The organism is Pseudomonas sp. 1L-E-NC-VB-C3, assembly GCF_057291535.1.
Genome location: NZ_JBXAWD010000002.1, coordinates 87,541 through 108,295, shown reverse-complemented (window position 1 = coordinate 108,295; position 20,755 = coordinate 87,541). Strand labels below are relative to the sequence as shown.

The 20,755-nt window shown below is 57.0% G+C and carries 17 protein-coding genes; 6 read left to right on the top strand and 11 right to left on the bottom strand.

Annotated features, from left to right (window positions below; genetic code table 11):
• Nucleotides 1-29: 29 nt before the first annotated feature.
• The 8 genes from AC0Z5Z_RS03935 to gspG all read right to left on the bottom strand — a co-directional run bounded on the left by AC0Z5Z_RS03935 (nucleotide 30) and on the right by gspG (nucleotide 11,462).
• The gene (locus AC0Z5Z_RS03935) at nucleotides 30-1,133 is read right to left on the bottom strand and encodes a substrate-binding domain-containing protein (RefSeq protein WP_460095252.1); all 1,104 of its coding nucleotides are present in this window, start codon (nucleotides 1,131-1,133) and stop codon (nucleotides 30-32) included.
• Between the two features lie 437 nt (nucleotides 1,134-1,570).
• The gene (gene gspF, locus AC0Z5Z_RS03930) at nucleotides 1,571-2,782 is read right to left on the bottom strand and encodes a type II secretion system inner membrane protein GspF (protein ID WP_041480124.1); all 1,212 of its coding nucleotides are present in this window, start codon (nucleotides 2,780-2,782) and stop codon (nucleotides 1,571-1,573) included.
• Nucleotides 2,782-4,188, bottom strand: a complete 1,407-nt coding sequence (gene gspE, locus AC0Z5Z_RS03925; RefSeq protein ID WP_485610721.1) for a type II secretion system ATPase GspE — start codon at nucleotides 4,186-4,188, stop codon at nucleotides 2,782-2,784. Before gspE ends, gspF begins: the two co-directional genes overlap by 1 nt.
• 1,798 nt (nucleotides 4,189-5,986) lie before the next feature.
• The gene (gspD, locus tag AC0Z5Z_RS03920) at nucleotides 5,987-8,380 is read right to left on the bottom strand and encodes a type II secretion system secretin GspD (protein ID WP_485610720.1); all 2,394 of its coding nucleotides are present in this window, start codon (nucleotides 8,378-8,380) and stop codon (nucleotides 5,987-5,989) included.
• Entirely contained in the window at nucleotides 8,377-8,925 is a 549-nt protein-coding gene (gspM, locus tag AC0Z5Z_RS03915; RefSeq protein ID WP_485610719.1) for a type II secretion system protein GspM, read from the bottom strand. The genes gspD and gspM overlap by 4 nt, the downstream gene beginning before the upstream one ends.
• Nucleotides 8,918-10,039: a type II secretion system protein GspL gene (gene gspL / locus AC0Z5Z_RS03910; protein ID WP_485610718.1), complete on the bottom strand. Its 1,122-nt coding sequence runs from the start codon at nucleotides 10,037-10,039 to the stop codon at nucleotides 8,918-8,920. Before gspL ends, gspM begins: the two co-directional genes overlap by 8 nt.
• Complete coding sequence (gene gspK, locus AC0Z5Z_RS03905) at nucleotides 10,036-10,956, bottom strand: type II secretion system minor pseudopilin GspK (protein WP_485610717.1); 921 nt, start codon at nucleotides 10,954-10,956, stop codon at nucleotides 10,036-10,038. Before gspK ends, gspL begins: the two co-directional genes overlap by 4 nt.
• A 47-nt stretch (nucleotides 10,957-11,003) precedes the next feature.
• The gene (gene gspG / locus AC0Z5Z_RS03900; RefSeq protein WP_042606813.1) at nucleotides 11,004-11,462 is read right to left on the bottom strand and encodes a type II secretion system major pseudopilin GspG; all 459 of its coding nucleotides are present in this window, start codon (nucleotides 11,460-11,462) and stop codon (nucleotides 11,004-11,006) included.
• A 148-nt stretch (nucleotides 11,463-11,610) separates the two neighbouring features.
• Between gspG and gspI the strand changes: the two genes are divergently transcribed.
• Nucleotides 11,611-11,997, top strand: a complete 387-nt coding sequence (gspI, locus tag AC0Z5Z_RS03895) for a type II secretion system minor pseudopilin GspI (RefSeq protein ID WP_485610716.1) — start codon at nucleotides 11,611-11,613, stop codon at nucleotides 11,995-11,997.
• A 366-nt stretch (nucleotides 11,998-12,363) separates the two neighbouring features.
• Here the strand turns inward: gspI and AC0Z5Z_RS03890 are convergent, their stop codons facing one another.
• Nucleotides 12,364-12,723 (bottom strand): DUF6124 family protein, encoded by a 360-nt coding sequence (locus AC0Z5Z_RS03890; protein WP_016774969.1) that lies wholly within the window; start codon nucleotides 12,721-12,723, stop codon nucleotides 12,364-12,366.
• A gap of 717 nt (nucleotides 12,724-13,440) precedes the next feature.
• Between AC0Z5Z_RS03890 and AC0Z5Z_RS03885 the strand changes: the two genes are divergently transcribed.
• From AC0Z5Z_RS03885 to AC0Z5Z_RS03875, 3 genes are all read left to right on the top strand, one after another.
• Nucleotides 13,441-14,607 carry a PIN domain-containing protein gene (locus AC0Z5Z_RS03885; protein ID WP_457262947.1) on the top strand — a complete coding sequence of 389 codons (1,167 nt, stop codon included), beginning with the start codon at nucleotides 13,441-13,443 and terminating at the stop codon, nucleotides 14,605-14,607.
• A gap of 384 nt (nucleotides 14,608-14,991) precedes the next feature.
• The gene (locus AC0Z5Z_RS03880; RefSeq protein ID WP_123442312.1) at nucleotides 14,992-15,825 is read left to right on the top strand and encodes a TIR domain-containing protein; all 834 of its coding nucleotides are present in this window, start codon (nucleotides 14,992-14,994) and stop codon (nucleotides 15,823-15,825) included.
• Between the two features lie 272 nt (nucleotides 15,826-16,097).
• Nucleotides 16,098-16,511 carry a hypothetical protein gene (locus tag AC0Z5Z_RS03875; protein WP_485610715.1) on the top strand — a complete coding sequence of 138 codons (414 nt, stop codon included), beginning with the start codon at nucleotides 16,098-16,100 and terminating at the stop codon, nucleotides 16,509-16,511.
• Nucleotides 16,512-16,633: 122 nt separating this feature from the next.
• Here the strand turns inward: AC0Z5Z_RS03875 and AC0Z5Z_RS03870 are convergent, their stop codons facing one another.
• Nucleotides 16,634-18,433: a hypothetical protein gene (locus tag AC0Z5Z_RS03870; protein ID WP_485610714.1), complete on the bottom strand. Its 1,800-nt coding sequence runs from the start codon at nucleotides 18,431-18,433 to the stop codon at nucleotides 16,634-16,636.
• A 350-nt stretch (nucleotides 18,434-18,783) separates the two neighbouring features.
• On the bottom strand, nucleotides 18,784-19,215 hold the full coding sequence (locus AC0Z5Z_RS03865; protein WP_485610713.1) for a type II secretion system protein N: 432 nt from the start codon (nucleotides 19,213-19,215) through the stop codon (nucleotides 18,784-18,786).
• A 120-nt stretch (nucleotides 19,216-19,335) separates the two neighbouring features.
• Between AC0Z5Z_RS03865 and AC0Z5Z_RS03860 the strand changes: the two genes are divergently transcribed.
• Nucleotides 19,336-19,782, top strand: coding sequence for a GspH/FimT family pseudopilin (locus AC0Z5Z_RS03860; RefSeq protein ID WP_485610712.1), 447 nt, complete (start codon nucleotides 19,336-19,338; stop codon nucleotides 19,780-19,782).
• Nucleotides 19,779-20,387, top strand: coding sequence for a prepilin-type N-terminal cleavage/methylation domain-containing protein (locus tag AC0Z5Z_RS03855; protein ID WP_485610711.1), 609 nt, complete (start codon nucleotides 19,779-19,781; stop codon nucleotides 20,385-20,387). The genes AC0Z5Z_RS03860 and AC0Z5Z_RS03855 overlap by 4 nt, the downstream gene beginning before the upstream one ends.
• Nucleotides 20,388-20,755 lie beyond the last annotated feature (368 nt).

Below are 20,755 nucleotides of genomic sequence, written 5' to 3'. Positions count from 1 at the left end.
CTGCCGTTTCATTGCAGTTGAGACAAGGCTTACAAAGGACGACCAATGCCGTTACAGGCGTTGGCGTTGTTGATGTCCAGGTTATTGCCCGAGGTGTTGGTGATGAAGTTGGCGGTCACAGCGGTTTTCCAGTTGTTGGGAACCGGCGTGAAGCTGTGGGCGACGGTGGCGACGTTGTTGCCCGGGTTGCTGTAGTGGGTGGTCAGGAAGTTGCGCACGGCGGTGGCCACGGCTGCATCTTTGTAGCACTGGCCGAAGATGAAGTTGGTGTAAGCCACAATCGGGTAACCGCTTGCCGGGTTAGGCACGACCGGGGCCCAGCCAGCCGGGTTGGCAGGTGCGCTTGGCACCGGTGCAGTGCTCAGCGCCAGCGTCACGTTAGCGTTGGTTGGCTGGACGCCATTGACGCGGGCAACCACAGCGTTGCTGGTGGCGTTCACGCCGTCCGGACCCACATAGCCGATCGAACCGTCCACGGCGTTCACCGCAGTGGCCACATCAGCGGTGTTGGCTACGCCGACCCAAGTCGATGGCAGCGCGGAACCGGCCGGCAAACGAGCGTTGGTGAAGGTGGAGTTGACGGCGAATTTGCCTGGGCAAACAGCGTTCAGGTGGCGACTGAGGATCTCAGTGGTGCCACTGGACACGCTGCGGTAAACCACACGGATCGGCGTGCTGTCGGCGTTACCCAGCAGAGCGCCCCAAGTGGTGGCGGTGCCCGACAGCGCATCGCACAGTTGAGCGCTGGTCAGATTGAGCGCGGTCTGACCGGTTTTTTTGTACGGAATGGCAACCGAAGTGGCCACCGATGGCAGCTGGATCAACGGGCCGTACGAAGCACCGAAGTTGCTGGTGTAGGTGCTGAGTTCCGAAGCGCTGAGGATCGAGTCGCTAGCGGCGAAGTGCACAGTACCGGTGGTGCTGAACTGGGCAGCGTTGTTGGTCAGGAAAGCGCTTTTGCCAATGCCGCTACCGGTTACGGCGTAGCTGAAGTTGGCTGGCAGGATGCTGTTGGCAGAACCTTTGTACAGAGCGGCAGGCAGGGAAGCACCACCACCGGTTACGGCCATGGCCTGGGCGGAAGCCAGAGCGGCGACGGTCAGTGAGGCGGCGATCAGAGTGCGCTTGAACATGAAGAATCTCCTTTTCAACTTGGTTTGGAACACAGGTTTCGGAAGGCTTGCATGACACCGGGAGGGTCCACCGCAGTGGAGCCGCAGGGAGAAATTCGCAGCTTCCGGTGACAGATAAAGGAAAAAACCTCGGGAGCTGCGCGGGGATTTTGGTGCGGATTTCTCGGGTGTTTGCGGTGGGTTGCGGCGCGTCTGGATCGGGGGTTTGGCTGAATCGGGCTGGAGCCGTTGGCGGATGGTTGCAGATGACAGAATGGAGAACCCGAGGACGGGCGGATTGGGGCTCGGGTGAGGGTCAGGCCGGTGCAAAATATTTGAGTTTTGTGTTGTCGGGACTGGCGCTTTCGCGAGCAGGCTCGCTCCCACAGTTGAAATGCGTTCCTCTGTGGGAGCGAGCCTGCTCGCGAAGAGGCCAGCCCGGCCAACATCAAAAGCGGCTACTGCACCAACTGGTTGATCTCAATAATCGGCAACAACACCGCCATCACGATCACCAGCACCACCCCGCCCATCACCACAATCATCAGCGGCTCGAGCAACGCGGTCATGCCCATCGCCCGCCGTTCGATATCCCGCGACAAGGTCTGTGCCGCGCGCTCGAGCATCGGTGGCAGCGAACCGGTTTTCTCGCCGCTGGCGATCAGGTGAATCAGCACCGGCGGAAACACATTCTCCACCCGCAGCGCGGCGGCGAGGTTGACGCCTTCGCGCACCTTTGCCGTGGCCTCGCTGACGCTCAGGCTCAAGCGGTCGTTGGACAAGGTCTGCCGCGCTGCTTCCAGCGCACGCAACAACGGCACCCCGGCGCCGCCGAGAATTGCCAGGGTCGAGGCGAATCGCGCGGTGTTCAGGCCGAGAATGAAACGCCCGAACAGCGGCAACTTCAGAACCCGGTGATGCCAGCTCAAGCGCGCCGCCGGATTGCGCAAATACAGACGCCAGCTCCAGAACGCCCCGGCCATCAGCGCCGCACACAACCAGCCCCAGGCGCGAATGAAATCACTGGCGGTGAGCATCGCCAGGGTCAACCCGGGCAAATCCTGCCGCGCCTGAGAAAACGCGCTGACCACCTGCGGTACCACGTAGCTGAGCAGGAAAATCACAATGCCGATCGACACCAGCCCGACCACGCCCGGATAGATGAACGCGGTAAGAATCTTGCCGCGCAGGTTGTTGCGTTCCTCGATGTAATCGGCCAGCCGTTCCATCACCTGCGCCAGATCGCCGGACTCTTCGCCAGCGGCAATCAGCGCGCGGTAAATCTCGGGAAAATCCCGTGGCCGCGACGCCAGCGATTCCGCCAGACGCATGCCGCTGCGCACATCGGCGCGCACGGCGCTAAGGGTCTGGGCGATGTGCTTTTTCTCGGCCTGCTCGACCGTGGCGCTCAGCGCTGCTTCCAATGGCAGGCTGGCACCGAGCAGGCTCGCCAGTTGCCGCGTGGCCCAGGCGAGGTCGTTGTCGGAGAGTCTGGCGCTGAACAAACCGCCGCCGCCGTGTCGGGCGACGTTGCTTTCCTCGTGCACCGACAGCGCCGTCAGGCCACGCCCGCGCAAGGCACTGAACGCCGCGCTCTGGCTGTCCGCCTCAAGGTGCCCGGACTCGATTTTCCCGGTGGCATCCGCCGCTTCAAAGCGATAGCGATTCATCAGGCGTCCCGTGTCACACGAAGGATTTCTTCCGGCGCGGTGGCACCGCTGCGAATCCAGCGCTCACCGTCCTCACGCAGGCTGAACATCCCCGCTTTCGACGCCGCCGCGCGCAGGGCCTGCTCCCCTGCTCCTTGGTGAATCAGCGTGCGGATGTTGTCGTCGATGCAGAACAATTCGTGGATGCCGGTGCGGCCGCTGTAACCGGTGTGATTGCACGCTGTGCAGCCGACCGGACGCCAGGTGCCGGGCGTGGCCGGGTCTTCCTGTTTGCACTGATTGCACAGGCGTCGCACCAAGCGCTGCGCAAGCACGCCGAGCATGGATGACGCTAGCAGAAACGGCTCAACGCCCATATCGATCAGGCGATTGACCGCCGACACCGCGTCGTTGGTGTGCAGCGTGGCCAGCACCAGATGCCCGGTGAGCGAGGCCTGCACGGCGATTTGCGCGGTCTCGAGATCGCGGATCTCGCCGATCATGATGATGTCCGGGTCCTGCCGCAGAATCGCCCGCAGTGCGAGGGCAAAGGTCATGTCGATCTTGGCGTTGACCTGAATCTGGCTGATCCCCGGCAAATCGTATTCCACCGGATCTTCCACGGTGAGGATGTTGCTGGTGCTCGCATCCAGCCGCGCCAGCGCCGCGTAGAGGCTGGTGGTTTTGCCGCTGCCGGTCGGCCCGGTGACCAGCACGATGCCGTGGGGCTGGCGAATCAAATGGTCGAGTTTGGCCAACACCTGCGCATCCATGCCCAAGGTTTCCAGATGCAAGCGCCCGGCCTGTTTGTCGAGCAGGCGCATCACCACGCGCTCGCCGTGGCCGGTAGGCACCGTCGACACACGAATATCGATCGGCCGCCCCGCTACGCGCAAAGCGATTCGGCCATCCTGCGGCAAGCGTTTTTCGGCGATGTCGAGCTGGGCCATGATCTTGATCCGCGATACCAGCGCACCGTGCAATGCCTTGCGCGGCGAGACCACATCGCGCAGGGTGCCGTCGACGCGGTAGCGCACCACCGAATGGGTTTCGAACGGTTCGATATGAATGTCGCTGGCCTCATCGCGCGCAGCCTGGGTGAGCAAGGCGTTGATCATGCGAATCACCGGCGCGCCGTCCTGGGTGTCGAGCAGGTCGGTGATCTCCGGCATGTCCTGCATCAGCCGATCGAGATCGACTTCGTTTTCCGCAGCACCCACCACCGCCGCCGCACTGCCGGTGTCGGCGTAAGCGCTGGCGAGCAAACCGTCGAGCTCGTCATCACGCACCCGCTCGACCTGCGTCGCGCCGAACTGCCGACGCACTTCGCTGATCGACCAGCCCGGCGTCGACGGGCACACCGTCAGCACATCATCGCGCAAAAGAATCCGCTGCGCCTTGGCCCATGCGTACGGCAATACACTCATCGTCCATGCTCCCCACAATCCACCGTGGCAATGAGATCCCCTGTGGCAATGAGATCCCTTGTGGCGAGGGGATTTATCCCCGTTGGGCTGCGAAGCAGACCCAAACCTTGAGAATCGGTTTTTACAGGCAAATCGCGTGTACCGGTTTTACGACTGCTGCGCAGCCGAGCGGGGATAAATCCCCTCGCCACCGTCATCATCTCAGTCAAAACCGGGTGCTCCCTTCAATCGGTACCGTGGCAATGCGATCCCCCGTGGCGAGGGGATTTATCCCCGTTGGGCTGCGCAGCAGACCCAAAACCTGAGAACCGGTTTCTCCAGGCAAATCGCGTGTACCGGTTTTACGACTGCTGCGCAGCCGAGCGGGGATGAATCCCCTCACCACAATCATCATCTCAGTCAAAACCGCGTGCTCCCTTCAATCGGTACCGTGGCAATGGGAGCCCTTGTGGCAATGCGATCCCTTGTGGCGAGGGGATTTATCCCCGCTGGGCTGCGAAGCAGACCCAAACCTTGAGAACCAGTTTCTCCAGGCAAATCGCGTGTACCGGTGTTACGACTGCTGCGCAGCCGAGCGGGGATAAATCCCCTCGCCACAGTCATCCTCTCAGTCAAAACCGGGTGCTCCCTTCGATCGGTACCGTGGCAATGGGATCCTCTGTAGCAATGCGATCCCCTGTGGCAATGCGATCCCCCGTGGCGAGGGGATTTATCCCCGCTGGGCTGCGAAGCAGACCCAAACCTTGAGAACCGGTTTCTCCAGGCAAATCGCATGTGCCCGGTTTACGACTGCTGCGCAGCCGAGCGGGGATAAATCCCCTCGCCACAGTCATCATCTCAGTCAAAACCGGGTGCTCCCTTCAATCGAGACTGTGGCAATGGGATCCCCTGTGGCAATGAGATCCTCTGAGGCAATGCGATCCCCTGTGGCGAGGGGATTTATCCCCGTTGGGCTGCGAAGCAGACCCAAAACTTGAGAACCGGTTTCTACAAGCAAGTCGCGTGTACCGGTTTTACGACTGCTGCGCAGCCGAGCGGGGATGAATCCCCTCGCCACAGTCATCATCTCAGTCAAAACCGGGTGCTCCCTTCAATCGGTACCGTGGCAATGGGAGCCTCTGAGGCAATGCGATCCTCAGTGGCAATGAGATCCCCTGTGGCAATGGGAACCTCTGTGGCGAGGGGATTTATCCCCGTTGGGCTGCGAAGCAGACCCAAAACCTGAGAACCAGTTTCTCCAGGCAAATCGCGTGTGCCCGGTTTACGACTGCTGCGCAGCCGAGCGGGGATAAATCCCCTCGCCACAGTCATCATCTCAGTCAAAACCGGGTGCTCCCTTCAATCGGTACCGTGGCAGTGGAATTCCCTGTGGCAATGAGATTCTCTGGGGCAATGCGATCCCCTGTGGCGAGGGGATTTATCCCCGTTGGGCTGCGAAGCAGACCCAAACCTTGAGAACCGGTTTCTACAAGCACATCGCGTGTACCGGTTTTACGACTGCTGCGCAGCCGAGCGGGGATAAATCCCCTCTCCACAGTCATCATCTCAGTCAAAACCGGGTGCTCCCCTTCAATCGGTACCGTGGCAATGGAATCCTCAGTGACAATGCGATCCTCTGTGGCAATGGGAGCCCTTGTGGCAATGCGATCCCTTGTGGCGAGGGGATTTATCCCCGTTGGGCTGCGAAGCAGACCCAAAACTTGAAAACCAGTTTCTACAGGCAAATCGCGTGTACCCGGTTTACGACTGCTGCGCAGCCGAGCGGGGATGAATCCCCTTACCACAGTCATCATCTCAGTCAAAACCGGGTGCTCCCTTCAATAGGTACGGCTTTGATCGTGGCGCGTGGGCCTGATGTCGGCCCCGGCCCCGCCCCCGGCGCTGGCACGCCTTGCGCGGTGCTTGGCAATTGCGGTGCCTGCATGTCGGGCATCGCCCAGCTGCGTTCCGGTTGCAAGCCGCCCTGGGCGCGGCGCATGAAGTCGTAGCGGTTGAGGGTGATGCTGCGCCCCGCTTCGCTGTCGCGGATGATGTACGGGCGCAGGAACACCATGAGGTTGGTCTTGGTGATCGCCCGGCGTTCGTTGCGAAACAGCGCGCCGATGCCCGGCAGGCTGCCCAGCCACGGCACCGCATCATTGCTCTGGCTGTAACCGTCCTGGAGCAACCCGCCGAGAACCATGATCTGCCCATCGTCGAGCAGAATGCTGGTGTCGATCGCCCGTTTGTTGGTGACGATGCCGGCGGCGGTCACGCTGTTGGACGCGCGCTCATCGATGCTGCTGACTTCCTGATAGATATCCAGCTTCACCGTGCCGCCCTCGGAAATCTGCGGGCGCACGTTGAGCTTGAGGCCGACCTCTTCGCGGGTGACGGTCTGGAACGGGTTGTTGCTGGTGCCCCCGCCGCCGGTGACGTAGCTGCCACTGACAAACGGGATGGTCTGGCCGACAAAAATGCTCGCCGCTTCGTTGTCCAGGGTCAGCAGGTTCGGCGTCGACAGCACGTTGGTGCCGCCCTTGCTCTTCAGCGCCCGCGCCAGCACTTTCAGGTCGAGAATCTTGCCGATGCCGGGGATGTCGACCGTGCCGTTGACGTAGCCGAGGTTCAAACCCTGCGGCAGCACGTCGATGCTGTTCTTGGCCCCCGTGTTGAGGCCCGCGCCACCCAGATTGGCGCCACCGATCACGCCCTTGCCGCCAAGATTGCCGGTCTGCCATTGCACACCGAATTCGCTAGCATCGTCCTCGCCAACCTCGACGATCAGGCTCTCGATCACCACTTGCGCACGGCGCTGGTCGAGCAGATCGATAACCTCACGCAGGTTGCGATACAGCGGTTCCGGCGCGGAAATCAGCAGTGTGTTGGTGGTGGCGTCAGCCTGAATCGTCACACCGCCAGCGCTGAAAGCAACGTTCTGTTCGCTGCTCTGCGTACCGCCACTGCTGCTGCCGCCGCCACTGCCCTGCGCATAGCTACCGCCGGTTGCGCCGCTGCCAGTCGTCGTTGAAGTGCCAGTGCTCGGCGTGCTGCTCTGGCCGTTCTGCCCGGCATTGCCGCCGGTGCTGCTGCCCATCGCGCTGAGCACCGACCGCGCCGCGTCGCTGCTGCCGCTATCACTTTCGCCGGTGAGCAAACCGCGCAGCGCCTGCGCCAGTTTCGCCGCTTGGGCGTTGCGCAGATAAACCACGTGCAGATTGCTCGGATTGCTCTGCGCGTTGTCGAGTTTGTAGATCAGGTTGCGCGCCAGCTCGGTACGCTCGGGGCTGCCGGCGCGGATGATGATGGTGTTGGAGCGCGGGTCGCCGATCACGGCGATTTTCTGCGTCGGATCATTGCCCGGCGCGTCGAGCAAGTCGGCCACCATCGGCGCGATATCGGCGGCAATGCCGTTCTGGATCTGCACCACATCGGTGTCGATCGCGCTCGGCGTGTCGATGCTCTCGATCAACTGCGCGACGCGGGTGAGGTTCTCGGCGTAATCGGTGATGACCACGGTGTTGTTGCCCGGGTAGGCGTTGATCGGATTGTTCGGCGAAACGATCGGGCGCAGCACCGGGATCAGGTTCACCGCGTTTTCGTATTGCAGGCGAAACGTGCGCGTGAGCATGCCGTTGCCGGCCGGTTTGTCGGCGCTGTAGATCGGCCCGCCGAGAAGTTTGGCGTCGGCCTCGGGAACCACCTGCGCCACGCCGCCGACATCGACCACGCTGAAGCCTTGCATGCGCAACGCCGCGAGCAACATGTCATAGGCCTGACGGGCCGGCACCTGACCTTCCGAGACCAACGTCAGATTGCCCTTGACCCGTGGATCGACGAGAAACTGCTGCCCGGTGGCCCGCGACAGCGCCCGCACCACCGCCTGAATGTCCGCCTCGACAAAATTCAGCGTCACCGGTTGCTCGCCCAACGGATTGCGCGCAACCGCATTGCTCGGCGCAGCGCCACCACTGCGTCCGCGCTGGCTGATATTGTGCAGCTGCTTCGGCACCGGCCGCGCCTGAGCCTGCGCCCGTTCGCGATCGGCCACCGCATCGCCGCTGCGCTGGGTGTTGGCCAGCGGCCGCCCAAGTTCGCTGTCGACCAATAGCGGCGGCTGATTCTGCGGCGCCGTGGTGCTGTTGCACGCGCTCAATGCCATCAGCAACAACGGCAGCGCCAGACGTGCCGGTTTGCAGCGTGACTCCTTCATGAAGCTTCCTTAGCGCCCTGCGCCTGATCCATGCGAACGGTGCCTGACAATGTGCCGGCGGTGACATCGGTCGAGGTTTCGTTTGCGCGTTGCAACTGCGCCTCGACCACCTGCAGAGAAAGTTGTGATGGCTGGCTGAGCAGCCAGTCGAGCAGCGCATCGGCCGGCGCGGCGTCGACATTCAACTGCCACGCGCTGCCCTCCGCCGCTTGTAATTGGTAATGCCCGGTGAGCCCCGCCGCTTGCAGACTTTGCTCCAGCGACTGGTCAACGCTCTGCCCCTGCGGCCGCACATTGACGCTGCGCAACAGCACTTCCAGCGCCTCGGTTTGCGCGCGCAACTTGGGCGTCTCGCTCTGCCAGAAAGTGATCCTGGCCAGCGGCGGCTTGACCAGCGTCAGCCAGATCAGCAGACCGACAAGCACCAGCGCCATGCCGCCGACCATGCGTTTTTCACGCAACGCCAACGGCTGCCAACGCGCCTGCAACTGACTGCTGAAGCGCTGCCAGCGTCCACGGTAAATCGCCAGCGTCGCCCTACTCATCGTCTGCTCCGCTGTCGTCGTCTGCGTTGGTGTTGGCGCTGGATTCATCGCTCGGGCGCAAGGTCCAGCCTGCGTCATCGGCAGTGACGCTGATGCCGGCCTGGGCCAAGGTGCTTTGCCAGTCCTTGTCGTTGCCGCCACGGTTTGCATCGCTGAGCAACGCCAGCTGCAAAGCGCCGTCGCGGTAACTCAGGCGCTCGACACTGCCAGCCATGAACGGCATGCCCGTGCCGGCCTGCAACACCAGTCGATTGAAATTCTGCGCCGGGTCATCGACCGCGCCTTTTTGCCGCTGCTCCAGTTGCTGACGCGCCTGTTGCAGCGGGTTGAGAATCACCGGCAATTCGGGGAACGCCTGCTTCACCCGCTGACTCATCTGCGCCTTGAGCTGCTGGCCCTGACGCGCTTCGCGGGCGGCATAAAGATTCAGGCCAATCACCCAAACGGCCACCGCCAAAGCCAGACACCCGACAGCACGACCCCAGCCACGTTGCTCGCCGCCGCTTTGCTGCAGACCACCGTGCAAACCCCAACCGGGCAAGGGGCCGATCCAGCGTTGTGTCGCGTCAGCTGCGAACGATGCCTCATCAACTTCGTCACCGAGCAACGGCTCAACCTGCGCACTGTTCAAACTCTCGCGCCGGAGCAAATGCCCGTCCGCCACACAAGCGACAACCCCCGGCAGCACTGGCAGGCTGTACGGCGCCGGATACAAACCGCGCAGCTTCAACCCCGCCTGCTTGAGTACCACAGCCAGACGCTGCAAGTGCTGCCGCGCCACCCAGGCGATTTGCACCTGCCCACTCGCATCACGAGGGCTGTGGCCGATATGCATTTGGCTGCTATCACCGAGCATCAACGCCTGCGCCGCGCACTGCACAGCGGCCGCCGTTTTGTTCGTGGGCAGCGGCGGCAGATCAATGCTGGCGAGCAGGCTGTCGGCCGGGTGCAGAAAGCACAGCAGCGGTGGTTGCTTCGGCCGTTGCCCCAACTCGCTCAGCGTAAGCCGCTCCTCACGACTGACCTGCCCCTGACTATCCAGCCAGGCGCAGCTCACTTCGCTGTGCAACTCCAGCTCCGCCAGCGGCGGCAACGCGACGCGCAACTGGCTCATGCGCCCACCCGCGACCAGATCACCTGCGGCAGCCGATCCTCGCTGCGGTGCAGCAAAGCGTCGAGACTGACCCGACGCTGATCGCGCCGCGCCTCACCACGCAAACGAAACCAGTCACTGGTGATGCCGACCTTGACGCTGCTCACTTCCAACTGCGGCATGCGCAAGCGGTTCACAAAATCGCCGCGATTGATAAACCAGCGCCCGGCGTCACGCTCCGCGATCAACGCCGTCGCCCGCTCCAGCGAAAGCCCCGGCACATACGCCGCCAGCAGCTGCGCCGTGGCGGTGTTGCCGTTGATCCACGTCGTCGCCGGAATCACCGTCACGTACGGCGCGAGTTGGCCGATCAGCGCATCGGTCACGCCTTCGACGCTGCGCAAATCATCCAGCGTGCGCAGCATCGGCACCTTCGGCGCTTGCGGTTTGTGATCGGCATCCGGCGAAGTGGCGCGGCCGCTGTCGAAACCGGCTTTGGCCGTCGCACCAATCTGCGCATTCAGCAGATGCGGATAACCGGCAATCACCCGCTGACGAATGCGCTGCCCGACAACGGCGCTCACACCGATCAACTCGCACAACCGCTCGAACGCCTGCACCTGCGCCTCATCGATGCGCTCATTGGCGACCAGATTGCGCAGGTTGAACTTGCCCTGCTCGTCCTCCAGCCGCCCGGCAAAACCCGCCGCCAGCAACGGCTGCGCCCAAGGCTGATCACGCCGGGTCAACGGATCACGCAGGCGCGCATCCCAGAGCAACTGCCGGCTGATCTCCAGACCACCCTGCGCGATCCAGCGCCCCTGCACCCGCTGCTGATCGGCCTCCAGCGCCCGGGTCGCCACGCTCTGACGCGTCAACATCCCCGCCGCAATCACCGCCACCACGGCGGCAATCAACAACGCGCTGATAATCGCCATGCCCCGTTGCTTCGCCCCGTTGAGCGAACCTGTGTTCACGGCCGGCCTTACAACTGCCAGGAACCGATATCGGCATTCACGCCATCGCCGTCAGGCTGGCCATCGGCGCCGAGGGAAAAGATATCGACCTCACCATTCGCGCCCGGGTTGAGGTACTGATAAGGCCGGCCCCACGGGTCATTCGGCAAACGCTCCAGATACGAACGCCAGTTGCTGTTCTTCGCATCCGCCGGCCGCTCGACCAACACCTTCAGCCCCTGATTCATGCTCGGATACGTGCCGTGATCGAGGCGATACAACTTCAACGCCTGCATCAACCCGCCAATATCCTGCTTCGCCGCCGTCGCCCGCGCCTGATCCGGCCGATCGAGCACCTTGGGCACCACCATCGCCGCCAGAATCCCCAGAATCACCACCACCACCATGATCTCGATCAAGGTAAAACCCTGCTGACTCCGCGGCATGCGCGGCGACTGACTGAGCGTTTTCAAAGGTGCGATATCCATCTCGACATTCCCTGGCTTGATCCGAATTCGACGCGCAGTGTTGCAAGAAGATATGTCAGGGATGTTGAAAATCCTCGGGTGTTTCCGTCGTCAAGCCGTCAAGGACGGGGGTTAGCGTCGAGGGCTGGGTTTTGGTTTTGGGCCATGTATGCGCGCGCGTTCGCGAGAGGAAGGATTCACCCTGATCGAAGTGCTGGTGGCACTGGCAATCATCGCCGTCGCCATGTCCGCCGCCGTACGTGTGGCGGGGTTGATGACGCAGAGCAGTGGGGTTTTAAGGGATCGGTCGGTGGCGATGATTGCCGCGCAGAGCCGGATGGCTGAGCTAAGGCTGGAAGGTCGATTGCCGAATGGGATGAAGGCTGTTGAATGTGATCAAGGACGGCTTATGTTGCGCTGTGAACAGATGATTGCCAGCGCAGAGAATGGGCGACTGCTCAAGGTTGGAATCCAGGTATTTGACCGCAACCAGGATGCGCCGCCGTTGGCCAGACTGGAGACCCTGTTGTCACGGCCAGGAAGCCCCTCACCCTAGCCCTCTCCCGAGGGAGAGGGAACCGATACGGGGATATTCGAGAGATACGCCGACCTGAACGCATCGCTCTGAATCCAGCATCGCTGAAGCCCAGCAAAGCCATAGCCGCTAAGGTCTTCCAGGTCGATGTATAACGCAAAACACCTCGGTCGGCTCCCTCTCCCTCCGGGAGAGGGCTGGGGTGAGGGGCTCTTCTGCCGCGGTGCATAAGCATCAAAAATCCATAATCAACACGCTCGTCCAGGTCGATGCACAACGCAAGACACCTCGGTCGGCTCCCTCTCCCTCCGGGAGAGGGCTGGGGTGAGGGGCTTTTCTGCCGCACCTAAAATCCCAAGGCCCAGCGCCGGATCAAGGCCAACGACATCACCCCGCCACCTCCAAATTATCCATCACCCGATTCACCGCCAACTCCCCCAACATGATCAGTTGAGCAACCCCTAACAACGCCCGCCGCTGCGGCGCCGGCAGCAAACTGGAAATGTCCTGAGCAATCGTCTTCGCCGAAGCAAGCGTTTCACTCGCATCCGCCAGCAGTTCTTCATTCTTGGTATCCGCCGTCACCGCATACATCCCACGCGCCTTACGCGGCGGAGGCAGGAGATTGTTTGGCGACAGGTAATGATCGAGCGCGCGGTCGGCGGCTTCGTGGAGCTTGTTTGAATCGAGGGATTCGTACGGGGATGTGGGATCGGTTTCGGGTGGGTTGGGTGTTGGTTTGATCATGAGTGAATCTCCAAATCATAGAAAAGGAGCCATCATCTTTTCGCTACCAAACGAAGGGGTGGTGGCCATACGAAGGTTGGTAGACCGGTGACTTGGAAAACCGGCGCGCCCGAAGACGCCCTGCGCATGGCCACCATAAAGACACAGCCCCAAAAAGGACTGAATCGGGTGACGCTATGCGCCAAGTCTAAACCGGGCTACCAAACCCGATCGCTGATTCGTCAGCGACCCGACCACAATAGAACCCGGCCACTAGGCACACAAGCCGGCGGATTCTGGCGTAGCTGTAGGCAAAGGCGCAAGGATGTGTAGCCTGAGAGAGTGTTTGGAGATGTCTTTTTAAACATTTGTGTTTATAGGCGCCATTGCGTCGCGTACACACCGGATAAATCCATCCCGTATCCCACCCTCTGAGCCACCTTCAACGGATGAAAACGACGATAGCTTTCGGCCAAAAGCGGACGTTCAGGTCTCGACCGTACGCCCTTCTGCAAGCTCACGCCGTGTGGATTCTATGTATATATATTGAAGATTGGTTACGGCTGGATCACTAGGGACACAACGGCAACATGATCCACCAGCGCTACGGGACGAGGTTCAGCGAGACAACCCGGTCGTTGTTGGTATGCTGCAGAACGCCTAAACCCCGTAGTCAGATGGGAAGTGCTGTGAAATGATCGAAGCTATCGACTGATACTCCAAGCGAAGGGACTGCTTATGCCTGTGATGCATTTGTTCATAGATACAAATATTTTCTTGAATTTCTATACCTACCCCGACGACGACGACGGAGTCATAGATGAATTATTAGAGAATATCGGTCCGAACAAGATAGTTTTGCATCTTCCAAAACAGGTAGAAAATGAATTTGAGCGAAACCGAGAGTCAAAGCTTCATGGTGCTGTTACAGAATTCCAGAGTAGCAAGTTCCCTAATGCGGTTCCAAACCACATGCGAGGAACGGAGGTCGCGCGAAATTATCAGGAAGCTATAAAAATTGCAGAGTCGGCGAAGAAGACTTTAATAGCGAACGCCACAGGTTTAGCACTGCAGAATGACTTACCTGTCGACAAAAAAATAACCGAAATTTTCAGTAAATCACAAAAATACGGCGAAGATGATGCCAGCTTTAAACTTGCGATTGAGCGCTCCCAACGAGGCAATCCTCCGGGCAAAGGAGAAAGCGTTGGCGACAGATACAATTGGGAGGTTTTACTTAAGCATGTGCCAGCGGGAGATCTACATATCGTCTCTAAGGACGGTGACTATGCATCACCTCTCGCAAACCTAGACAAAAGGACAGTCAAAGCCAAGCGCTACCTTGCCGAGGAGTGGTCAAAGAAAAAAGAAGATGGATCTCTCCATATCTATACAAATATCAAGTCTGTGATTGCACATTATAAAAAACTAGTACAACAGCCTGAGCTCCCAGAGCCGCCGCCGGTGGAACTTGACGCACCGCCGCCAACAATCCCAATCCCTGTTCCACCTCCGCCTCCGGTGCATGGATTGGCAGCGGCTGGTGAACTACAGAGAGCGCTGGACCAATTACAAAGCCCAGAGCATTTAGCTGTTATTAATCAGAAAAATGAAGCGATTGAATACCTAAAAGAAAGTGGCAGCTTCTCTACAACTCATATGGCCATCTCTAAACTTTCCCAATATTTTGGATATTTTGATGTGTCCGACGCAACTAAGCTTTTCAATGCGGCCTTAGAAAACGCTCAAGTGGGGTGGATAATTTCCGATGACGATGTTTATGACTTTTATGTGAAGCTAGCGAACGAGTTTCTAACAGCTGTTGAGCCTGATCTCGCAAGTCAAATTGTTGATCTGATGGGACTTGTGCCAGCCCCTCCGCCACCGCCACCCTTGCAATCGTAGAAGCGCCGCGTAATTCCTAAAGTCCAGCAAGACGTACGGCCTCTCGTTCAACTCAGAGCTGGGCTAGGCTAAGCGGCGCTGCACTTAGGCCGGCGAATTGCTAGCCGAGGTGCGTAGTCTGTATCGACCGGATTCGACTTAAAAGGCCTGATAAAAATCTGGTTAGCCAGGTCGCTCGAAGCGTCAAGGGTGGAGGCCATGCGTAAACCAGGACCCCACCTAGCGGTATGTATACTTCATGGAGCGCTTGCGTTTATTCTTGGCAAGGTCAACGTGTGACAATGCGGATAAAAATCGCTCACTGGACGCCCAAAAGCTGCGCTTTTTTCTGCTGGTTAGCTCAAAATTTGCGGTCAGCCTAGGTCGAGTTTTTAAGGAAGTCATATGAGAAAGCCAAGAATATTTATAGCTTCAGCAGTAGAGAGCTTGGATGTGGCTGATGCGTTCAACGTAAACCTAGATCATCAGGCAGAGGTAACGGTTTGGAAACATGGTTTTAACCTTTCTCAGAACACTATTGACTCTCTGGTAAAAATGGCGGAATCCGTGGATTTCGCAATTTTTATTTTTACACCAGATGATATCGCAGAAATCAGAGACCAAAAAAAGCACATCGTACGAGACAATGTGCTTTTTGAACTTGGCCTATTTGTCGGTACGCTAGGTAAAGAGAGATGCTTCATCGTTAAACCTAGAGACACCGAGTTGCATTTCCCGACTGATCTTTTGGGACTTACACCCGCGGATTACAATGGCGAAAGGTCTGATGGAAATTTGGAGGCCGCTGTAAATCACCCGTGCGTACTAATCAAGAAGGAAGTTGCAAATTTAAGCTTGCTTTCACAAGATCTAAATATTCAGAAAAAGCCGCGCAGAAAGGCTGGATACAATTATAAACTGGGTGACGTGGAACATCGCCTTTTGGCAAAAGTTCTTGAAAGTTACGCCAGCTCACCGAATGGCGTATCTGTATGGAGTACATTCAACGACCTGAAAGGTGTTGAGCAAGGGATACTGAGTTTAGCGGCGATTAAGCTAGAAAGAGTAGGCTTTCTAGATAAGAGCATCGCTATCGACGAAGAGTATAACGGCTCTGAATATTATGCATTCTCAATAACTGCCGACGGGATAGATTATCTTCTTGAAAATGAGGAGCTGCTCCACAAGGCAAATAAAAAAGTAGGTACAGTTAATTTCGACACAGATATTCCATTCTGATTTATTTGCTAGCTTTTAGCTTTCGCGGATTGCTTCTGCGGTAAAGTAAAAACAATTCGTAGTGAGTTGTATATAAAAAAACGCTCACGCGCTAACTTGCGTGAACTGAAGCGCGCCCATCACATTTAAGATTATGCAAACAAGAAGAGCACTCCAAGGGGACTGATATATTACCAGACAACAATTCAGCCTCCGTTCCCGATAGAAAAGTCTCAGTATAAAAATCTCCAAACACGTCACATTTCCTCCCAAACTCTAGATCCGAGTACAAAATGACGACAAATTACTGGCTTGTAGGTGCTACATGGGGAGGATCAAAAGACGTCCTACCTAAATTTTTACAACGGGGATACTGGTATTGCTGGGATGCAAATAAATTCGAGAATGAGGAGGCCGGAGTAGGAAACTCCATAAAAAATCAACAAGAACGATTTACGCACGTAAAGACAGGTGATCGTATTGCAGTCAAACGCTTACTAGGGAAAGGATCATCAGAAATGGCAATCCTTGCAATAGGGAAAGTTAAAGACGTAGATATTTCCGAATGGAGAATCTATGTTGACTGGATTATTTCAGACATTAGAGATCGCAACGTTCCGCTAAGAGGTTGCGCGGCCTCAATTCATGGCCCTTTCTCCAAACTTGGAAAGGATGAAGAATGGATTCAAAAAATATTTTGCCTCTAAAACGGACAACACAATAAAAAATGTGCAAATCAATTTACAGGCGTTCACTTTTCGGCAAATAAATTGACGCCAACGCGAAAGGTCTTGGATTTGCTTCCAGAGAGCAAATCCGCTCCAACCTTCTAATTTTCTTTTGATTTGCGTAATTCATTTTTTAAAGCATCGACCTGAGCGTGCAACCTTTCATTCTCATTCATTAGGAAGCTTTTCGATGGACTCTCAGGGTTATGATAAGAAGGAATATCATACAACAACTCCAACTCATCCTTATAAGGCATCAAAGGCTGATAAAGTTGATAAAAAGCACGCCCTACTGCTCTTCGAAATAGTTCAAGTATTGGCTTCCTTGCACCGACAGAAAGAATATGATCAGTAGCAATACCTGGATAGGGATCGATGTATATTATTTTAGTGACACCCAGTTGATACGCTTTTTTTGCACAAAGTTCACAGGGGCTAGCGGTAGTAAACAAAACACCCCCTATAAGTTTTTGCCCACCAAATTTTGCAATTTGCAAAAAAGCATTTTCTTCTGCATGAAGTGATCTCGTGTGAACTTGATTCTTTTCACCCTCAATTTCATTTTGTAGCGCTTTGAAGCAAAACGGGATATTTCGTTTTTGAGTGGCGCCAGTTCTTATCAAATCAAAATACTTATCACTTAAAGCTTTGCGGAACACATTATCGTTTTTTTCATACTCACTATAATCGGCACCATTAATTCCGCTCAGTAAGTCCTCGGCACTTCTTAACAGGCATGGAGTTTGTCCTTGGGGAGTGCTGTTCCAGCCGACACTCTTTACACTGTAACCAGTATCTGTTACCACAGCCCCAACCTGTCGCGAAATACAGCCAGAGCTTTGCTTGACCGTATAAGCTATTTGCATACAGTTTTCAACTGACGTCGGCATCACTAACCCAGGATGCATCATAAGCGCTAGGTACCATGCTAGCTGACTCACCAAGTCATTTTGATTGAACTCGCTAGTTTTGGAGTTGTGAATATGAATATCAGCAATCTCGATACAAGCCTGAATATTTTGCGCGATAAATTTATTCGCCCCGGAAAGTTTTCCAGGATACTCCTTGTTATCGAGATCCGAAATCTCCCTTATTGAAAGCTTTCTATATTCATGCAAACTACTCAATCTTTTCGAATTAGGCGTATTCACGGATATCAGATAGAAGTTTGCATACCTCCTTTTTAAAAAGAATGCCTCATACGGATTTCTAATCGCATCTATAACAACCCTGCACGGAACTCCTTTTGCTATTGTGGATTTTCGAACAAGCTTAATCAAAAAATTTAAATGCTTTGGAAAATTAAATATCTTGCCGGCGTCAAAGATATTACTATTTGCAAGACCTGAGGATCTAATATTGTCACCAGAGTTTTGGTAAAGCTTGGTAAAACCAGCCCCACCTAAGCTTTCCCTTAAACTCTCAGCAACACGCGGCAAGGTTGAAAAATAAAGCTCTATCCATGACTCTAACTCGCTAGGATCAACCTTCCCATTAAACGAATGAAGCCGGAGAATTTCCTCTCGCACCTTATTTGAGTCATCATAAATCGCTGCTGCGGACTCTTGCTTAATGCCTGCACCCGAGACCCCTACTAAGTACGAGACAAACGGTTCTCTTTCTAAAAGCAATAGGTGATATGTAATTAAGGATCGCACCTCAATCTTATAAAAAGAAGTCCAGTCATTACCCTTTAAGTACTTATGAATTATTTTATGTTTTTTTAACTCGTTCTCCGTGAGCCCTTCATAGCCGTCCGCAGGAAATTCGAAACTTGTGCCGCCCAGCTTGCTAGCGGCCGTAGAGCATCCTGAACCAGTACGCCCCGTCAGGCCAATTATCAGAAAGTTATTTGCGTCACTGTAAACCCCACTTATTGCTTCACCGGTCTTTATCGACATTCCCTCTCCCCTTTACCCTGTAATCTACGAACAGAAAAATGAAAAATACGTCTATCTCATTACAAATGTAGCCTGCTTTTTGGCGCACATTAAAGTTTTCCACTACGCGTTCCTCCAACCCTTCAAGGATGTTCTACTAAGAAAATGGCTGCTAAAACGCATGTAGGACTGCCTTCAAGGTCCCATCAATGAGTAGATTGCTTTTCTGTAGGATAGCGGTACGTCGTGACATGATTGCTCTTGCCGAAAGCAATCAAATGCTTTGTTTATTCACCTTACTCTCTCGTCGAGCCGCTTGAACGGGCAGGCCAAGAGGGGCAGCAGCAAAATGGCTGACTCGATCTTTCAATTCAAGGCCTCACCAACCTAGGCAAAACCACCCCCTCCCCCAACCTCTCCACCCCCAACCTCACCCTCTCCCCACCCCGCTCAATCACCACCCCATCCCCCTCAACCCCCACCAACTTCACCCCAACCCCAACCTTCTCCCCCACCAAAAAACTCCTCGGCGCGCCATCGTTCAAACTCAATATCGCCACCGTCCCACTCCCGCCCGCGATCACCCCGCTCACCTTGATATCCACCGGTGCGGTCTCATTGGAAAACCACTGCAACGCCGGGCTATCGCTCCTCGCCGCGAGTACTTGCGGGGCGGCTGCGGGTGTGTGGGATTCCGCCGTGGTCAGCAGCAGCGACGACCACGTCGCGACGCCAACCAGGGCGGCGAGCAGGGCCAGGGCCTGGACGGTTTGCGCCGGGGTGATCCGTGCGGTGAATTTCATGGGTTGTCGCTCCTTGTTGTCCCTGTTGCCAGCCTACGCGGCAATTCTCTCCGTTTTATTTCACATGCCTTACATGTTCGCCGGGCACGATGGGGTGGGACGCCAAGGAGCGCGCGGGTGATGAGCAGGCAGCAGGGTTTTACGTTGATCGAGTTGATGGTGGTGCTGGTGATTATTGGCATTGCCAGTGCGGCGATCAGTTTGAGTATCAGGCCCGATCCGTTGCAGTTGTTGCGCAAGGATGCCGAGCGGGTTGCGCAGTTGTTGCAGGTGGCGCAGGCGGAGGCTCGCACCGATGGGCGGCCGATTGTGTGGGTGGCGGATGCCAAGGGGTTTCGCTTTGGGCGGCGTGGGGATGATGGCGTGGGGTTTGAGTCGTTCATGGAGGATGCGCAGTTGCGCCCGCGTGCGTGGCAGAGCCCGAAGATCGAGGTGCGTGTGGAGCCTCGGCAGACGGTGGTGCTGAATGCCGAGTGGATCAATCCGCCGTTGCGGCTGATTTTGTCGGATGGGGCCAATCGGCTGAGTGTGCTGCGCGATGGCAGTGGGCGGATCAGTATTCAATGAAGACTCAGCAAGGGTTCACTCTGATTGAGGTGATGGTCGCGATTCTGCTGATGGCGGTGGTGAGTCTGATTGCCTGGCGCGGGCTGAACAGTGTGACGCGAGCGGACAGTCATTTGCAGGCGAGCAGTGAGCAGAGCGATGGCTTGTTGCGGGTGTTGAATCAGTTGCAGCGAGATGTGGACATGCGCGCGGGGGTGGAGTTGAGCGAGCCGCGCAAGGTCGGGGCTGAGGATGAGGCGCCGACCGCGCCGCCGGCGGTGACGGTGCGCAGTAGTGATAGCAAGGGGTTTCGGCTGGACATTATTCGTAGCGCGGCGGATCAGCCGGGGGCGTTGCAGCGGGTTCGCTGGTGGGTCAAGGGGGATACGTTGTATCGGGCGGTGGCTGAGGCGCGCAGTCGCTATCCGTTGCCGGCGCCTGGGAATGGGGTTGCGGTGTTGAGTGGGGTGAGTGATGTGCAGGTGCGGGTTTGGGAGATCGATAAAGGCTGGCGGCAGTTGAGCGGGAATCGGCGGGAGGATCCGTTGGGGTTGGAGATTAGCTTGAGTCGGCAGACGGCGCAGGGGGTTGAGCGGTATCGGCAGGTGATTGGGTTGTTGCAATAGCCGGGATCACCGCAGTTTTTTTGTAGGAGTGAGCCTGCTCGCGATTGCGGTGGGTCAGTCAATGTTGTTGTTACTGGTAGACCGCTTTCGCGAGCAGGCTCGCTCCCACAATTGAATTGGGGGCAGTCAGCTTTAGGTTGGGTGGCTGTTAGGCCGTTATCGCTGGCAAGCCAGCTCCCACAGGGATCGAGTGCGACCGGAAGATATTGGTCAGTTGGGCAACCGCTTTCGCGAGCAGGCTCGCTCCCACAATTGAATTGGGGGCGGTCTGTTAGGCCGTCATCGCTGGCAAGCCAGCTCCCACAGGGTTCGAGTGCGACCGGAAGATATTGGTCAGCTGGGAAACTGCTTTCGCGAGCAGGCTCGCT